General features: G+C 50.0%; 19 protein-coding genes. 6 read left to right on the top strand and 13 right to left on the bottom strand.

Going from position 1 to position 17,306, the window contains the following annotated elements:
* The first annotated feature begins 168 nt into the window (after positions 1–168).
* The 3 genes from ACMHKJ_RS17125 (at position 169) to ACMHKJ_RS17115 (ending at position 2,113) form a co-directional block, all read left to right on the top strand.
* Positions 169–351, top strand: a complete 183-nt coding sequence (locus ACMHKJ_RS17125; protein ID WP_413495802.1) for a DUF2526 family protein — start codon at positions 169–171, stop codon at positions 349–351.
* 639 nt (positions 352–990) lie between these two features.
* Positions 991–1,566: a class I SAM-dependent methyltransferase gene (locus ACMHKJ_RS17120; protein ID WP_413495801.1), complete on the top strand. Its 576-nt coding sequence runs from the start codon at positions 991–993 to the stop codon at positions 1,564–1,566.
* A 106-nt stretch (positions 1,567–1,672) separates the two neighbouring features.
* The gene (locus ACMHKJ_RS17115) at positions 1,673–2,113 is read left to right on the top strand and encodes an acetyltransferase (protein ID WP_413495799.1); all 441 of its coding nucleotides are present in this window, start codon (positions 1,673–1,675) and stop codon (positions 2,111–2,113) included.
* Positions 2,114–2,142: 29 nt separating this feature from the next.
* On the opposite strand, the gene cysM is transcribed toward ACMHKJ_RS17115, so the two are convergent.
* The 8 genes from cysM to ACMHKJ_RS17075 all read right to left on the bottom strand — a co-directional run bounded on the left by cysM (position 2,143) and on the right by ACMHKJ_RS17075 (position 8,972).
* Entirely contained in the window at positions 2,143–3,024 is an 882-nt protein-coding gene (gene cysM, locus ACMHKJ_RS17110; protein WP_413495798.1) for a cysteine synthase CysM, read from the bottom strand.
* A gap of 71 nt (positions 3,025–3,095) precedes the next feature.
* On the bottom strand, positions 3,096–4,184 hold the full coding sequence (cysA, locus tag ACMHKJ_RS17105) for a sulfate ABC transporter ATP-binding protein (RefSeq protein ID WP_413495796.1): 1,089 nt from the start codon (positions 4,182–4,184) through the stop codon (positions 3,096–3,098).
* Positions 4,174–5,031 carry a sulfate/thiosulfate ABC transporter permease CysW gene (gene cysW / locus ACMHKJ_RS17100; RefSeq protein WP_413495795.1) on the bottom strand — a complete coding sequence of 286 codons (858 nt, stop codon included), beginning with the start codon at positions 5,029–5,031 and terminating at the stop codon, positions 4,174–4,176. The genes cysA and cysW overlap by 11 nt, the downstream gene beginning before the upstream one ends.
* Entirely contained in the window at positions 5,024–5,851 is an 828-nt protein-coding gene (gene cysT, locus ACMHKJ_RS17095) for a sulfate/thiosulfate ABC transporter permease CysT (RefSeq protein ID WP_413495793.1), read from the bottom strand. Before cysT ends, cysW begins: the two co-directional genes overlap by 8 nt.
* A 1-nt stretch (position 5,852) precedes the next feature.
* A complete protein-coding gene (gene cysP / locus ACMHKJ_RS17090; protein WP_413495812.1) occupies positions 5,853–6,833 on the bottom strand; it encodes a thiosulfate ABC transporter substrate-binding protein CysP in 981 nt (326 codons plus the stop codon).
* A gap of 164 nt (positions 6,834–6,997) precedes the next feature.
* The gene (locus ACMHKJ_RS17085) at positions 6,998–7,120 is read right to left on the bottom strand and encodes a DUF2933 domain-containing protein (RefSeq protein WP_413495791.1); all 123 of its coding nucleotides are present in this window, start codon (positions 7,118–7,120) and stop codon (positions 6,998–7,000) included.
* Positions 7,121–7,380: 260 nt separating this feature from the next.
* Entirely contained in the window at positions 7,381–8,277 is an 897-nt protein-coding gene (locus tag ACMHKJ_RS17080; protein ID WP_413495790.1) for a Dyp-type peroxidase, read from the bottom strand.
* A 101-nt stretch (positions 8,278–8,378) separates the two neighbouring features.
* Positions 8,379–8,972, bottom strand: a complete 594-nt coding sequence (locus tag ACMHKJ_RS17075) for an RpoE-regulated lipoprotein (protein WP_413495788.1) — start codon at positions 8,970–8,972, stop codon at positions 8,379–8,381.
* Between the two features lie 190 nt (positions 8,973–9,162).
* Here ACMHKJ_RS17075 and ACMHKJ_RS17070 point away from each other — a divergent pair, with 190 nt between their 5' ends.
* The gene (locus tag ACMHKJ_RS17070) at positions 9,163–9,567 is read left to right on the top strand and encodes a YgiW/YdeI family stress tolerance OB fold protein (protein ID WP_413495787.1); all 405 of its coding nucleotides are present in this window, start codon (positions 9,163–9,165) and stop codon (positions 9,565–9,567) included.
* A gap of 2 nt (positions 9,568–9,569) precedes the next feature.
* Here the strand turns inward: ACMHKJ_RS17070 and ACMHKJ_RS17065 are convergent, their stop codons facing one another.
* Positions 9,570–10,001: a GNAT family acetyltransferase gene (locus ACMHKJ_RS17065; RefSeq protein ID WP_413495785.1), complete on the bottom strand. Its 432-nt coding sequence runs from the start codon at positions 9,999–10,001 to the stop codon at positions 9,570–9,572.
* A gap of 118 nt (positions 10,002–10,119) precedes the next feature.
* Here ACMHKJ_RS17065 and hemF point away from each other — a divergent pair, with 118 nt between their 5' ends.
* Together hemF and ACMHKJ_RS17055 are read left to right on the top strand one after the other, a co-directional pair.
* The gene (hemF, locus tag ACMHKJ_RS17060; protein WP_413495783.1) at positions 10,120–11,031 is read left to right on the top strand and encodes an oxygen-dependent coproporphyrinogen oxidase; all 912 of its coding nucleotides are present in this window, start codon (positions 10,120–10,122) and stop codon (positions 11,029–11,031) included.
* 106 nt (positions 11,032–11,137) lie between these two features.
* A complete protein-coding gene (locus ACMHKJ_RS17055; protein ID WP_413495782.1) occupies positions 11,138–12,256 on the top strand; it encodes a M4 family metallopeptidase in 1,119 nt (372 codons plus the stop codon).
* Positions 12,257–12,319: 63 nt separating this feature from the next.
* Here the strand turns inward: ACMHKJ_RS17055 and der are convergent, their stop codons facing one another.
* From der to hisS, 4 genes are all read right to left on the bottom strand, one after another.
* The gene (gene der, locus ACMHKJ_RS17050; RefSeq protein ID WP_413495780.1) at positions 12,320–13,819 is read right to left on the bottom strand and encodes a ribosome biogenesis GTPase Der; all 1,500 of its coding nucleotides are present in this window, start codon (positions 13,817–13,819) and stop codon (positions 12,320–12,322) included.
* Positions 13,820–13,967: 148 nt separating this feature from the next.
* Positions 13,968–15,140: an outer membrane protein assembly factor BamB gene (bamB, locus tag ACMHKJ_RS17045; protein ID WP_413495778.1), complete on the bottom strand. Its 1,173-nt coding sequence runs from the start codon at positions 15,138–15,140 to the stop codon at positions 13,968–13,970.
* Between the two features lie 14 nt (positions 15,141–15,154).
* Positions 15,155–15,772 (bottom strand): YfgM family protein, encoded by a 618-nt coding sequence (locus tag ACMHKJ_RS17040; protein ID WP_413495776.1) that lies wholly within the window; start codon positions 15,770–15,772, stop codon positions 15,155–15,157.
* A gap of 10 nt (positions 15,773–15,782) precedes the next feature.
* A complete protein-coding gene (gene hisS / locus ACMHKJ_RS17035) occupies positions 15,783–17,060 on the bottom strand; it encodes a histidine--tRNA ligase (protein WP_413495775.1) in 1,278 nt (425 codons plus the stop codon).
* Positions 17,061–17,306 lie beyond the last annotated feature (246 nt).

Here is a 17,306-nt window from a genome sequence, read left to right as displayed (position 1 = left end):
GTTGTTATGGACAGACAGAGTGTAGTGACCGCGCAAGAGCGGCTTATGGTCTGCCACCGCGGATAACTCATGATCATGCCGCCTGATGACACCGGTTTTGTACTAACGTTTTCGCCGCCGTTCGGGTAGGATAAAATAATCAAAACCTGAAAAAGAAGGATAAAGCAGATGAGCGATTATGCACAGAGCGTTGCTGCCGTGGAAAAAGCGATTGAGAGCAACAGTATCACTGAAATGAATAAATTAATGATCAGTCTGGGTGACACTAACCCGCTGCCGTACGAACAGCGTTATGAACTGCAACAACGTCTGCGCCAGGCGATTATGGATCACGGAAAAGTACATCACTAGTTAATGTATATTCTGTGCCGGATATTATACAAAATAATCATCCGGCGCAGAGTGTCATGTTAAAACACCTCCCGCACGCATCATCATTATTTAATGTAGCTGTATTTCCTTTGTCACATATCATTATCAGGATGACGGGTCTGCCTGAAACCGAGCCATTCGGACATATCATTCTTATTTATAACAAAATAATCTTATTCATTTTTTTGATAATCCATTCAAATACGACCCATAATACAATGAAATATAATCAAAAATAAAAAAAAGAACCTAATATTATGATGGCGAAAAAATCCACGCATTCCCTATGGAGAATAAGGGGAAATGAGAATATGATGAAGATGTTTCACTGACGTGATTATTTACCGTCAGGTTTCCTGTTCTGCTTATTCCGAAACATGGATAAGTTAATTTTTGCCAATGCACCTCCCCGACAGTGATATATACTCAACGTCATTCAGGATGCAGGCAGGCGGCAAGGGAAGATAGACCGGGAGCATACATTAGTATGTGACCAGGCTGGCTTACCGCCGCCAACGAACCTGCAGTTTGAATGAATAAGAGTATACACCGGGCGGAAATATGTTTTGGATTATGTTCTCTTGCACAGAACACCGGCAGAGCCTGTAAGGAATACCTATGGAAGTATCAGATTATTCACCGTTGCGAAGTTATTACGCGTACATCCGCAAATTTATTGTTTCACCTGCGACGATGGGGACAATTGCGCCCTCATCCCGCTGGTTGTGCCGCGCAATGGTTCGTCATGTTAACTGGGCAGACACACAGAGTTTTGCTGAACTGGGTGCCGGAACCGGCGTTATCACCCGCCAGATTCTGGAACAGATGAACCCGCAGGCAAACCTGGATGCCTATGAAATTGACCCGTATTTTGTCAGTCTGCTGAATAAATTTCAGGATGACCGGCTGGGTATTTTTTCAGATTCCGCAGAAAAACTGAGCCGTCCGTATAATGTTATTTTTTCTGGTCTGCCGTTTCTCTCGATCGATCGCCGTACCGGATTGCGTATTCTGAAAGCGGTCCGCGATAATATTGAAGTCAGTGACGGGCAGTTTATTCTGTTTCAGTACACCACTAAATTTGAAAAATACCTGCACCGCTACTTTCATTTTCGCAAAGAGCGTGTGTTATTTAATGTGCCTCCGGCGTGGGTGTATATCTGTACGCCGAAAAAACGTCAGATTAATCATTAAGTTCCCGCTATACCCCGGACGCGCCGGGGTATATCTGCTTTTCTGCCCGACTTCCCCTGATAGTTCTTTAAGATACGGCATTATTATCTTTATACAGAAAACTATTATGTTAATTATCGAACCGGCACGACCGGCACAATTTCCCCGTCTGCTGGCTGTCTGGGGATCATCCGTTCGTGCAACCCATCATTTTTTACGGGAAGAGAATATCAGTACGCTGCGTCCTCTGCTGCTGAACACCTACCTGCCAAACCTGCGGGTGGATGTGGCATGTGACGAAAACGGCACAATTTACGGCTTTCTCGGTACCGCTGAAAACCGCATTGAAATGTTATTTGTCGATGCGGATACCAGAGGAAAAGGCGTCGGGAAATTACTGGTAAAATATGCTGTTGAGCAATTACAGGCTGATGAACTGGATGTCAATGAGCAAAACCCGCAGGGCGTGGGGTTTTACCTGCACATGGGATTTGAACAAACCGGACGTTCTGAGTTGGATGGTGAGGGAAATCCGTTCCCGCTGCTGCACATGAAATACCGGCGCTGAGCAGCGGGAGCAGGTTGTTGCGCTAATGGTCAGCCAAAAACACCGGTTGAGAGATAGCGATCTCCGCGATCACAAATAATTGCCACAATCACGGATCCGGGCTGTGTTTGTGCAATCTTCAGCGCACCGGCAACCGCCCCGCCGGAACTTACGCCACAGAAAATCCCCTCCTGCTGCGCTAACTGCCGCATAGTGCTTTCCGCTTCCTGCTGAGTGATATCCAGAATATCATCAACCAGTTGTGGCTGAAAAATACCGGGCAGATAACCCGGTGACCAGCGGCGGATCCCCGGGATTTGACTGTTTTCTGCCGGTTGCAGCCCGGTAATATTCACCTGTGGTGCGACTTCTTTCAGGTAACGACCCACGCCGCTGATAGTCCCGGTGGTGCCCATTGCAGACACAAAATGAGTGATGCGCCCGTCTGTCTGCTGCCAGATTTCCGGTCCGGTTGTCTGATAATGTGCCAGCGGATTATCCGGGTTATTGAATTGATCAAGCACATAACCTTCACCTGCCGCTGCCATCTGCTGTGCGAGATCCCGTGCCCCTTCCATACCCTGCGCCCGGCTGACCAGCACCAGTTCCGCGCCGTAAGCACGCATTGCCGCCTGCCGCTCAGCACTCATGTTTTCCGGCATCAGCAGCTTTAATTTGTAGCCTCTTACCGCCGCGATCATTGCCAGCGCAATCCCGGTATTCCCGCTGGTGGCCTCTATCAGGGTATCTCCCGGGCGGATCTCTCCGCGCTGCTCTGCGCCCTCAATCATGCTTTTTGCCGCGCGATCTTTTACTGAACCGCCGGGGTTATTACCCTCTGTTTTAACCAGGATTTCTGCCCCGGTGCCCTCACTCAGCCGGGCGAGCCGGATAAGCGGGGTATTGCCAATTACATTACTGATCGATGCCACGTTTTTCTGCCTCTGAATAAGTAAGCTCAAACCATACTGCCACAGCCCCGGTCATGTCACCGGATTTATTATCATGTCTGGAAAATAGCAGCCGGTGTCTGACCTGTCAGTTCATCATCCCCGCGAAATACCCGGACACTCTGCGCCGTCAGCCAGACTGCCTTCCCGCTGATAACCTCCGGGGCATCCTGCGGTAAAATAACCGTAATCTCATGCCCGGCGGCAGCCGTAGTCACCATCACTTTGCGATAGTGTCCGTATGAACGGACAGAAGACACCTGAGCTGCAAAGCTGCCCGGTGAGAAAACAGGACTCAGCGTCAGCGCCCACGGGCGCACAAACACAGTTACCCTTCCGGGTTCTGCCATGAGACTGACCGGCTGGTTTACCCCGGCAATCTGTAAGATGCCGCTGTCGCTGATTTCACCGTTCAGGGTATTCACCTGCCCGAGAAACTCGGTCACAAAACGGTTTTCTGTATTTTCCTGCAAGGTGTCCGGCGCGGCAACGTGCTCAATCTGCCCGTTATGCATCACCACAACGCGGTCGGCCACCTCAAGAGCTTCATCCTGATCATGGGTGACAAAAACAGCGGTAAAACGCAGTGACTGATGGAGTTGACGCAACCAGCGGCGCAGTTCAATTCTGACTTGCGTATCCAGCGCACCAAACGGCTCGTCCAGCAGCAGAATACGCGGCTCTGCCGCTAATGCACGCGCGAGCGCCACGCGCTGTTGCTGCCCGCCTGAAAGCTGTGCGGGATAGCGCTGAGCCAGATGCGGTAACTGTATTTTTTCCAGCAGAGCAGTTACTTTTTCATGGATCACTTTTTTTGACGGGCGGTTTTTACGCGGTAAAACCGTCAGACCGAATGCGATATTGTCAAAAACAGTCATGTGGCGGAACAGCGCATAGTGCTGAAAAACAAACCCGGCGCGCCGCTCTCCGGCAGGCAGATGCGAGACTTCCTCCCCGCCGATATAAAGCTGCCCCCGGGTGTGTGGTGTCAATCCGGCAATAATGCGCAGTAATGTAGTTTTGCCCGAACCGGAGGGTCCGAGCAGTGCCACTATCTCGCCGTCAGCGACTGAGAGCGAGATATCACGCAGTACCGGGTCTGCGCCGAAATGGTGAGTAAGGTTAGTAATTTCAATGTTCATAATGTCTCCCGGACAACTCCCGCCGTACCAGATACCAGGACACACCGTGCCGGATAAACAGTGTCACCACGGCCATCAACGCCAGCAATCCTGCGGCAGTAAATGCCGCGACAGTCTGATAATCCTGATGTAAGAGTTCCACCTGTAACGGCAGGGTGAATGTTTCACCGCGAATAGCACCGGATACCACAGACACCGCACCGAATTCACCGATCGCCCGCGCATTGGTGAGGATCACACCGTAAAACAACGGCCAGCGGATATTGGGTAAGGTAATGCGCCACCAAATCTGGTGTGCCGACGCACCGAGCAGCACCGCCGCCTCTTCTTCCTGCGTGCCCTGACTGAGCATCACCGGCACCAGTTCCCGCACCACATAAGGACAGGTGACAAATATTGTCACCAGCACAATGCCCGGTAGCGCAAACATAATCTGTGTATTAAAGTCATCTTCAAAAAAGCTGCCCAGCCAGCCATTTGCGCCATACAGTAATAAATAGAGCAAACCGGCGATAACAGGTGACACCGCAAACGGTAAATCTGCCAGCGTCAGTAACAGCTGACGGCCGGGAAAGCGAAAACGGGTAACAAGCCACGCCAGCAGTGTGCCGAAAACCAGGTTTACCGGCACGGTGATCAGCGCGACAATCAAAGTCAGCCAGATAGCGTGCTGTGTATCCGCCTCACCCAGTGCCTTCAGGACACCGGCAATACCATCAGACAATGCCGTCACAAAAATCCAGCCCAGCGGAATAATTAAGATCCCGAGTGTGAGCAGTATCCCGGCGGCAATCAGCAACCATTTTTGCCACGCAAAACGCGGGCGGCGACGTAAATTATCAGCCATGTGACCCGCCTGTCCGCAACCCGACACGGCTCTGAATAATATTGACGGTAAGAAGCAATACCAGCGATGCCATCAGAATAACGGATGCAATCGCGGTGGCGGCAGGGAAATCAAATTCCTGTAAACGGACAAAAATCAAAAATGAAACCACTTCTGTTTTCCATGCCAGATTGCCGGCAATAAAAATCACTGCACCAAACTCGCCCAGGCTGCGGGTAAAGGACAAAACAGTTCCTGCCAGCGCCGCAGGGGCAATTTCCGGCCATATAACACGGTAAAAAATTTGCAGGCGGGATGCGCCCAGGGTTTCTGCCGCCTCTTCATACTCAGGTTTCAGGGATTCCAGTACCGGCTGTGCCGTACGGACCACAAACGGGATGCTGGTAAATGCCATGGCGACCGCAATTCCCACCCAGGTATTCACGACCGTGATCTCAAAAGAGTGGAAAAAACGCCCGTACCAGCCATCCGGGGCAAAGAGTGTGGCGAGAGTCAGCCCCGCCACTGCCGTGGGTAAGGCAAAGGGCAGATCCATCAGCCCGTCCAGAATACGGCGGCCGGGAAAACGGTAACGCGTTAGTATCCACGCCATCAGTATGCCGAAAACGGCATTGAACAAACTGGCGGCCAATGCAGCTTTCAAAGTCACACCATAGGCGGCGACCACCTGTGGGCTGGTGATCACATTCCAGTACTGCGACCAGCTCATTTGCGCCAGTTGCATCACCAGCGCAGTCAGGGGAAGCAATAAAATCAGCCCGGTATAGAGCAGTGTAAAGCCGAGAGAAAGCCCGAAACCCGGTAAAACCCGCCGCGGCATGTCAGCGGCCTTGTGCCATCAGCGTATCGAATTCACCACCTGAATTAAACCGTGTTTCCATCACCTGTGCCCAGGGACCGAACTGCGTTTCAACACGAAACAACCTGACCGGCGGGAAGCGCGCTTTGTTTGCCGCCATAATTCCCGCATCTGTCACACGGTAGTTAAACTGTGTCATTTTTTCCTGCGCTGCCGGGCTGTATAAAAAGGCCAGATAGGCATCCGCAACTGCCTGTGTGCCGTTGCGTTCTGTGTTTTTATCTATGCGGGCAACCGGAAACTCCGCCAGGATATTAAACGGCGGCACGATGACATCATAATCATCTTCGCCATATTCACGGCGTATATTATTTACTTCAGATTCAAAGCTTATCAGCACATCACCCAGCCCGCGTTCAATAAATGACGTGGTCGCTCCCCGCCCGCCGGTATCAAATACCGCCACATGACTGAGAAATGTTGCCATCTGCTTTGTGGTTTCCGGGCTGTTTTTTCCGTTTTTCTGCTGCCAGAAGCCTTCTGCCGCCAGGTAGGTGTAACGCCCGTTGCCGGAGGTTTTCGGATTAGGAAAGACAATTTTCACATCATTACGCAGCAGAGAATCCCAGTCCGTTATCTGCTTCGGGTTTCCCTTGCGCACCAGAAATGCCATGGTGGAATAATAAGGCGAGCTGTTATTCGCCAGGCGGGACTGCCAGTCCGCCGCAAGCAGTTGCCCTTTATCATGCAGCACCTGAACATCGGTGACCTGGTTGTATGTCACCACATCCGCCCGCAGGCCCTGCAAAATCGCCAGTGCCTGTTTTGAGGAGCCGCCGTGAGACTGGCGGATAGTCAGAGGATCATCCGGATGCGCCGCATTCCACTGTTTTTCAAACAGCGGATTCAGCTCAGTAAACAGTTCGCGGGCAATATCATAGGAGCTGTTCAGCAGTTGTGCGGCACTGGTTGCCCCGCTCCACAGCGTGGCCAGTATCAGCAAACCGGCGGGTAATACCGTTTTCGGGAACTGCTTCACGGCGACATTCCTTATTGTGATGACAAGTACGGATTACTCTAGCCAGTTTGTATATAGCAGGATAGTGAATATAGCTGTTTTCTTATATCAATATGGAATGATATATAGTGATTTTTTTATCCGGACAGTCATGCATCCATATGTTTCTTCTCTTCTTCCTGAGCGGATGTTTTCTCTTTGTACTGACACTTGTTATGCGAACCATGACCCCGGTGCATAAAAAAGTGCATCCGCGGGCAGTTAAGCAGCATCAGAATATACCCTTATTCATTCAGACTGCAGGTGCGTTGGCCGCACTCAGCCCGCCGGGTCACATACTGATGTATGCTCTCCGGGGGAAGGTACAGCGGAATAGTGTCATTTAACCTTTATATTTGTAAGGATAAAAATTATGTCAGTGGCTATTTCAGATTATTAATAAAACAGAAAATCAGGTATACCGGCGATAACGGGCAGAGAAATAAAAAGCGTCCGCGCCATGAATGGCGCGGACGAGCTTACACGGATGTATTTACAACGCCTTCAGCTGTTCCAGAGACGGTGCATAATAGTAAGCGCCGGTTTTTGGTTTACTGAAACGCAGTAGATCATCCACTTTGCCGTCTGTTTCACCGAACATATTCAGAAGTTGCTGTTCAATGTTATGCAGACGGGCGCAATAGGCGATAAAAAACAGCCCGTGCTCACCGCTTGCTGTGCCGTATGGCAGGCTCTGGCGCAGAATAGCAAGTTCTTCACCCTCTTCTTCGATGACCACGCGGGAGACGTGAGAGGTAACATTGCGCACCTCTTCATCCAGCTCCGTGCTGTCTGCTTTGGTGCGCCCAATCATTTTTTCCTGTTGCTCTTGTGTGAAGCGCGTCCATTTATTCAGACTGTGTGCCCAGCGCTGAGTCAGGACATAACTGCCGCCTTCATCTTCCCCTTCAGGGATCAGCGCAACATCCGGGCGCTCTTCACCGGCCGGGTTTTCTGTCCCGTCAATAAAGCCGCTCAGATCGCGATCTTCTGTCCAGCGGAAACCGTGGGTTTCGCCCTGAATCTCAACAGCGTCACTGAATGCGGTAACCGCCGCCTGTGCCAGCGAAAAATTAATATCATGGCGCTGCGAATGAATGTGGATCAGGAGATCACACTGTGTGGCCGGTGCCAGACCGCGTCCCAGTTCACGGAAGTTTTTCAGTTCCGGGGCACTGCTGGTGCTGCTCAACTCGCGCCACACATCATGCCCGAATGCGACAGTTGCACCCGGTTGATCAGAGGGAAACTGTGTCTGTAATTTTTTCAGTGCAGCCAGAAAAACCTGACATCCGGTCCGGATTGCGGATTTATCGCCTTTTGTGGTGGCTTCAATAAAAATACCGAAACGACAATGTTCCGGCAGGATACCGCTTTGTGCTTGTGCCATGTAGCTTCCTTTGCTCGTAAGTCAAATCACGAAATTGCCTTATCATAAATCACTGATGATAAATTACTTTGCTATTCCGCAAGTTCACTCATTATTCCGGGTTATTTATTCGCCCAGACCATATGGCTGACGGTCCAGCTTTTCAGAATATCGTCAGACGGCATCAACGTCTCAGGACCAAACCAGATCCCGCGGAAGACATAGGACACGCGCTTACTTTGTGGTGCGGTACAGATAACCTGTGCGCTGTCGTCAAATTCAGTTGTCAGCGCACAGGCTCCGGCGGCGGCCTGCGGGTAAATGTCTGAAAACAGAGTACCTGCGGCGGTATCCCACTCAGTGGAAATACCAGGATCACTGACAACAATGCGCTGAACCGTGCCATTTTCCGGTCCGGAAAGGCGGATCAGTGTTTTCCCGTCTTTGCGGCCTTCAAAGATTTTCACAATATCGCCCTGCTCTGTCTGCATTCCGCTGCGCAGGGTGTAATTATCCTCCAGCCCGTGGTTTATCGCTGTTTCTGTCATCAATGTGTTACTGTTCACACCACCGACCCCTTGTGCTGTCAAAGTCAGACTGCTGCCGCTGAACCAGCTCACCGGCGATAACGATGACCATGAAAACGAACTGCACCCGTTCAGCATAAGTACGGCACCGGCGGCGACCGCCAGTTTCATTGCCTGATAACGCCTCATTCCTTTACTCCTTTGTTTTCAGTACAGGTATCTGACTCCGGAATTGCCAAAACATTCATTCTGAATTTTTACATCAGATCTTTTTAACAAAATGCGTATTTTTACTGATTCTGTAAATTATCATTTCCTATAAGATATCTCCTATTGCACAATAAAAGACAAAACCGGCGAACTGATTTATTATGGCAAAATGACTTATATAAAACCGTCTTTTTACCTGATTTCCGCGTTATTACTTGCGGGTGTTTTATCGCATCGTGATGCGGTCGCTCTGCCGTCTTTTTCTGCCTATGAATACCACCAGAGTACAGTAAAGTGTGACGTACCTCAGCGTTTTATGGTAAAACAACTGCCATATCTCAAAGACAACAGCCGCGTCATTCTGGAAGGTAATATTCAGACACAGCTGGATCCTGAACATTATCTTTTTGCTGATTACAGTGGTGTGGTCGAAATAAAAATTTCAGCTGCATTATGGGGAAAAACCATCATCACACCTTATGATACAGTTCGTATTGAGGGGGAAATGGAGAAAGACCGCCACTCCATTATGATCATGGCAGACAATATAGATGTGGTGAAAAACCCGGCCTGACGTTAATATTCCGGGTCTGTAATCAAACGTTTGCTGTATGTCAGACTGTCCTGCAGACACTCATCATAAGCCAGTTTATCAAACATACTCAGTGTCGCTGTATTATCGTCCGGGATAGTCACCAGCAGTTGCGGGCATCCGCGCGCCAGAAGTTTTTTTTCCAGCCGGGTTATCATCGCATTAGCAATACCGCGCCCCTGAAATTCCGGATGAACCGCCAGATAATAGGCATAACCCCGGTAACCGTCATAACCGCCCAACAGCGTGCCCACCACTTCCCCGGTGACTTCTGCCACCAGAAACAGCGCAGGATCGTGTGCCATTTTCCGTTCAATTACAGTTTCCGGATCATCCGGTGGTGTGACCATATCACAACGTTCCCAGAGTGCAGTGACCTCTTCAAAGTCACTTTGCTCAAATGTGCGGATTTCCATACTGTCACCTGTTTGCCGGTTTAGCTGCCCGTAATCCCCGGCGGGGAACGGGGATCGGTATCTTATAAAAACAAAATGATATACTAAAGTTTATGCGTAGCTCAATGGGCATTATGTTATGAATACCCCGGATAGTAACAGTGTTAATGATTTTTTCCTCAATTTGCAGGATTCTCTCTGCCGTCAGTTAGCCGAATGTGACGGCGGTGCTGTATTTACCGAAGATGTATGGCAACGGGAAAACGGCGGCGGCGGCGGCCGCAGCCGTGTACTGAAATCCGGCGCATTATTTGAACAGGCCGGTGTTAATTTTTCACATGTCCGTGGTGATAATCTGCCGCCTTCCGCCAGCGCACACCGACCTGAACTGGCAGGCTGTCATTATCAGGCGATGGGTGTCTCTCTGGTGTTGCATCCGCATAATCCTTATGTACCTACGGCTCATGCCAATGTGCGTTTTTTCGTGGCGGAGAAAGACGGTTGTGAGCCGGTATGGTGGTTTGGCGGCGGGTTTGACCTCACGCCGTTCTATCCGTTTGAAGAAGATGCGGTTCACTGGCACACCGTCGCAAAAGAGCTGTGTCGTCCGCTGGGTGAAGAGGGCTATCCCCGCTATAAAAAATGGTGTGATGACTATTTTTATCTGAAACACCGTCATGAAGCACGGGGCATCGGCGGTCTGTTTTTTGATGATCTGAATGAACCGGATTTCGCGAGCAGTTTTACATTCACCCGTGCCGTAGGTAACGGCTTTACGCAGGCTTACCTGCCGATTGTACAAAAGCGACGGGACATGCCGTACGGCGGGCGTGAGCGGCAGTTTCAGTTATACCGGCGCGGACGATATGCCGAATTCAATCTGGTGTGGGATCGCGGGACATTATTCGGATTACAGAGCGGCGGGCGAACAGAGTCAATTTTGATGTCAATGCCGCCGCTTGCGCGCTGGGAATATGATTATCAGCCGGATGAAAATTCGCCGGAAGCAGCACTGACACGGGATTTTCTGATTGCCCGTGACTGGGTCTGACCTGACAGACAAGCGCAGTACACTGAGTAAAAAGCAGGCTGATAGTCTGCTGCGGTGAGTAGTTTTCTGCACAAAAATAGCGTTTCCAATCACACGAGGATACGCTATGTCCATAAATACACATCGCCCCAATTACTCTTTTTTGCCGCCCTGGATCCTGAAAAACCGAATGGATCATGATAATAATCATGAAGAAACCCTGCTCTGTTATCAGCACATTCAGTTGTTGCTGGGTGAACACCAGTGCTCTGATAAAACTACCTCGCCAGAGGCAATTTATCACGCTGAAAAAGTCGCGGTAAAAAATCAGCCGGCCGCTCACCGCCGTGTTATTCATCTCAAAAACCTGACAGCTGTTCCCGATCTTTATTACCGCGAAGATAAAAAAGCAAAAAATGATCAGTACATTTCTGTCATCAAAAGTGATGCTGATACTGACAATATGTTTGAATATCTTGAGATAATTTATACTTTTTTTTCCGATATCTTTAATTATGAATCCTTTGATAACCATAATGCGACAATGTCCGCAATGACCCATTACGGCAGGGGGTACTGCAACGCATTCTGGAACGGCATGCATCTTGTCTTTGGTGCGGGCGATCTCACCACCAGCAATGCTCCCCTGTTTCTGAGTTTCGCCCAGCTCGATATTGCCACCCATGAATACGGCCATGCGGTGATTGACCACCTCTCCCCGCTGACGTACAGCCGGCAATCCGGCGCACTGAATGAATCCATTTGTGATGTATTTACTGTCATACTCGGACATTATCAACAGCAACACAGCAGCGACCGGGGGGACTGGCATATCGGGCGGACATTATTCACAAAAAGCAGCGGTATTAAAGCATTACGCTCTCTTTCTGCCCCCGGAAGTGCCTATAACCACCCGGTTATCGGAAGAGACAAGCAAGTCTCACACATGCGTGACTATATTGAACTGCCCAATAATGCTCAAAATGACAATGGCGGTGTCCACCGTTATTCAGGAATACCCAACCATGCTTTTTATCATTTTGCCACCGCACTGGGAGGCTATAGCTGGGAAGTCGCCGGACAAATCTGGTTTGATACTCTGAGCAACGCAAACCTGCCACCGGAGTGTGATTTTCTGACGTTTGCACGCGAAACAGTACTGATTGCACAGAATAACTACGGTGATGATGTTGCCGGCATTTTGCTCAATGCCTGGGATGCTGTGGGACTGAACCCGGAGATATAAAAAAACACAAAAAAAAACCCGCATTTCTGTGCGGGTTTTTCAGGGTTTTCAACAGGGGGCAGATTAATGCCCTTTCTTAATGTGTGACAGCAGACGTTTACGTTTACGCAACTGGCTTGCCGTCAGGGTATTCTTTTTATCCGCAAACGGGTTCTCACCCTCTTTAAACTGAATGCGGATAGGCGTACCCATCACTTTCAGCGACTGGCGGAAATAATTCATCAGATAGCGTTTGTAGCCATCCGGCAAATCACTGACCTGATTACCGTGGATCACGATAATAGGCGGGTTATATCCCCCGGCATGCGCATATTTCAGTTTCACGCGTCGTCCGCGGACAAGCGGCGGCTGGTGATCATCTTCCGCCATTTTCATGATGCGGGTGACTAACGCGGTACTGACACGACGGGTTGCGCAATCATACGCTTCCTGTACAGAGTCAAATAAATTACCGACACCACTGCCGTGCAGTGCTGAAATAAAGTGAATACGGGCAAAATCCACAAAACCCAGACGCAGTTCCAGCATATCTTTAACATGGTCACGATCTTCCGTGCTCATGCCGTCCCATTTATTGACAGCAAGCACCAGAGAACGACCGGCATTCAGGATAAAGCCCAGCAGAGACAGATCCTGGTCTGAAATCCCTTCACGGGCATCAATAACCAGTAATACCACGTTGGCATCTTCAATCGCTTTCAGTGTTTTGATAACAGAGAATTTTTCAACTGTTTCAGTTACTTTTCCGCGTTTACGTACACCGGCGGTATCAATAAGAACATACTCGCGGCCATCACGCTCCATCGGAATATAGATACTGTCACGCGTGGTGCCCGGCATATCAAATACCACCACGCGATCTTCACCGAGAATACGGTTGGTCAGCGTGGATTTCCCGACATTAGGACGCCCGACAATCGCCAGCTTAATCGGCTGATCAATCGGGTTGAAGTTATCATCTTCTTCCAGCTTCGCTTCAGCGGCTTCTGTTTCCGCTTCCTGCTCTGCCCAATAGGCAGCGTTTGCTTCTTCTTCCGTTAATTCACGCCCGTCTTCACTTTCCGGCTCACCATAAAACGGGATCAGTGAACGGCTGATTAACTGGTTTACACCACGACCATGTGATGCGGCAATCGGCATAACCTCGCCCAGACCCAGGCTGTAGAATTCACCCAGCGCCTGATCCTGATCGATACCATCAATTTTATTTGCCACAGCAAACGTCGTTTTGTTATCACGACTGCGCAGATGCTTGGCGATCGCCATATCCGCCGGCATCATACCGGCGCGGGCATCAACCAGAAACAGCACAATATCCGCTTCTTCAATCGCTAATAACGATTGCGCCGCCATGTGTGTTTCAATGCCTTCTTCCGCACCGTCAATACCACCGGTATCAATAATAATAAATTCCTGCCCGTCAACTTCTGCGCGACCGTATTTACGATCCCGCGTCAGGCCGGGAAAATCAGCAACCAACGCATCGCGCGTACGCGTTAAGCGGTTGAATAACGTGGACTTCCCTACATTGGGGCGTCCGACCAGAGCAACGACAGGTACCATGCTTTTACTGCCTCATAACACTGAAAAATCCCCTGACGTATGCAGGAGATTAAAGACGAAACGGCTCCTGTCATTCAGGAGCCGTCAATGGATCCCCTCAGCGGGATTACTGACCCCCTGAGGTTACACCGGTAACAGAGTATCTCTGTCAGCGGCGGAGCAGATACAGACGACCATTACGGGTCTGTACCATCAGTTTATCACCGGCAATTGACGGACGGGCGAAAATGCCGGAGCTGTCCAGTTTATTTTGTGCAACAAACTGTCCGGTGCTGGTATCTAACCAGTGGAGATAGCCTTCGCCATCACCGGTCACCAGATAACCATTAAAGACTTCAGGCGCAGAAAGGTTGCGGTGCTGCAATTTATCCTGTGACCACAATGTTACTCCGTCCGCTGCGCGGATAGCATAAACATTGTCATTCTGGTCAATAATATAAAGCGATTCACCATCCAGCACCATTTCATTTACTGAGCCGAAATCGCGTTTCCACAAAATCTGACCACTGCGCATATCCATGGAGACAAGATTACCATTATACGCGATAGCGTAAACACGGCCATCCGCAATAATTGGTGTCATATCCACATCATTCAGACGACTGATTTCAGTGGTGCCGGTTGTCATAGAAATCCGCTGTTGCCAGATTAACTGACCCTGTTTCAGCATAACCGCACTGACGCGTCCGTTATCACCGCCGACAATCGCCGCACCGGTGGAGATTGCCGGAGCAGATTCACCACGGACAGACAAGCTTGGCGTATCCAGATTCAGGCTCCAGCGGGATTCGCCGGATGCCGCATCAAATGCCTGTAACAGACCGTTTCCGGTATGTACCAGCACCAGACCATCACTGACAACCGGACGGGAAAGCACTTCACCGCCGGCATTTTGTGTCCAGGCAAGCTCACCGTTATTGGTGCTCAGTGCAATCAGTGCACCACGCTCTGTACCGACATAAACATGTTCACCGGAAACGGTCAGACCGCCGGACAACATCGCCGAAAGATTAGATGACAAAAAGCCGGTTTTTTCTGCCAGATCGACTGACCAGATTTCAACACCTGAGTCAATATCCAGCGCTTTTACCAGGCCGTTGCGATCAGCGGCATAAACAGTTGATCCTTCCCAGGCCGGCGAAAGATGTGAATAATATTTTCCGATACCGTTACCGATGGATTTATCCCATACGGTCTGTGGCGAGAACTGACTCGCAACCTCCGGCAATGGTGACATCACAATGGTATCTGTCTCACTGGAGCAGCCTGCCAGCAGTACAGAAGCAACGAAACCAACCAGGAGTGTTTTACGCAGTTGCATTATTAATAGTCCTCTCACCCGGCTAAGTTATCGAGTTTAAATGTCATAACGGATTTGATAGTCCCGGCACCTTCACTCTGAATACCTGTGGTGTAGGCTTCCTGCGCGCCTTTCACATCCCCTTTATGTAACAGGGCATCACCTCGGATATCCTGCGCGTAAGCCGCCCAGCCTTTCCCTTTAATATTACCGGCGGTACTCAGCGCGGCATCTGCATTTCCCTGACCCAGCTGAACACGGGCCAGACGTGCGTTAATAAGATCTTTTAATTCTTCATTTTCGGCTTTCGGCAATGCCGCGGTCAGTGCCGCTTCGGCACCCGGCAAATCATTGCTTTCAACCGATTTCTGAGCCAAATCGAGACCGGCAAAAGCGCCGTAGGTATTATTGGCTTCTTTTGCGAATAATTTCAGACGGGTTAACTGCTCTTCTGCAGTCCCTTTCACCACCGTCGCAGCTTCATATGCAACGGCTGCATCCTGTAACTGAGTGACCTGATGAGACTGATAGTAATTCCAGCCGACAATACCGCCGATACCGATGATCAATCCTGCCGCAATCGCTTTGCCGTTTTCGACAAAGAAATTCTTCAGCACTGATACCTGTTCATTTTCTGTGGTATAGACTTCCACGCGTCTCTCCTTAACCTAAAAGTTCGCTCAGACGGGCAGATAACCCGCTCTGTGCCAGCGTCTGTTGCTCACCGGTAGCCAGTTCTTTCACTGTCACTGTCCCGTTGGCGATTTCATCCTCACCCAAAATCAGCGCGATGCGTGCGCCGTTTTTGTCAGCACGGCCTAACTGTTTTTTAAAGTTGCCGCCGCCGTAGTTAGTCATAATGCGCACACCCGGTAAACTGTCGCGGATCTGCTCTGCCAGTAACATTGCTGCCACCTGGCTGCCGTCACCGAATGATGCCAGATAAATATCTGTGACTGCGGTTTCTTTTACAAAGTCAGGATTAACTTCCTGAACCAGCAGTACCATTCTCTCCAGTCCCATCGCAAAGCCGACCGCCGGTGTATTGTGACCCCCGAGCTGTTCAACCAGCCCGTCGTAACGACCACCGGCACACACTGTACCCTGTGCGCCAAGTGCAGTTGTGACCCACTCAAACACGGTACGGTTATAATAATCAAGACCACGGACCAGACGCTGATTAATCCGGTATTTAATACCGGCGGCATCCAGAATGGCGCACAAACCGTCAAAGTGGATTTTTGATTCTTCATCCAGATAATCAAACAGTTCCGGAGCATCATTCAGGAGAGTCTGCACGCCATGATCTTTCGAGTCCAGTACGCGCAGCGGATTTGTATACATCCGGCGCTTACAGTCTTCATCCAGTTTTTCTTTATGCTGCTCCAGGAATGCGACCAGCGCTTCGCGGTAGTTTGCACGCGCCTGCAGCGAGCCAATAGAGTTCAGCTCCAGTGTAACATGTTCTGCGATACCCAGTTCACGCCACCAGCGGGCGGTCATCATAATCAGCTCAGCATCGATATCCGGACCACTCAGTCCGAAGATTTCCGCACCTAACTGATGAAACTGGCGGTAGCGGCCTTTCTGCGGGCGCTCATAACGGAACATCGGCCCGATATACCAGAGGCGCTGTTCCTGGTTATAGAGTAATCCGCGCTCAATACCTGCACGAACACAGCCCGCTGTTCCTTCAGGACGCAGCGTTAAACTTTCATCACCACGATCCTGAAAAGAATACATTTCTTTTTCAACAACATCAGTGACTTCGCCGATGGCGCGCTGAAACAGCGGGGTGTGCTCGACAATGGGTGTGCGAATTTCACTGATCCCGTAATTTGTCAGAATACGTTTGAGCGTGCTTTCAATGCGCTGCCAGACAATCGTATCAGCAGGCAGATAATCATTCATACCACGAATGGCTTGGATATTTTTGGCCACGTTAGTTCTCTTAACTCAATGAAATATGTTACCGATTATAAAAGCGACCCTGAACGGGCGCAATATCGGGAGGCCGATATATCGTCTTAAAACGCTATATCATCAGAAAATAATTTGTTCTGAATGCGATATATCGCCGGAAACAGATAAAACCGGTTCATATACCCTTATTCATTCAAACTGCAGGTTCGTTGGCTGTACTCAGCCAGCCGGGTCACATACTGATGTATGCTCCCCGGCTATCTT

Source organism: Morganella psychrotolerans (assembly GCF_965118875.1).
GTDB classification, from domain to species: domain Bacteria; phylum Pseudomonadota; class Gammaproteobacteria; order Enterobacterales; family Enterobacteriaceae; genus Morganella; species Morganella psychrotolerans_C.
The sequence above is the reverse complement of the archived record's forward strand: the minus strand, read 5'-3'. Positions and strand labels throughout refer to the sequence as shown.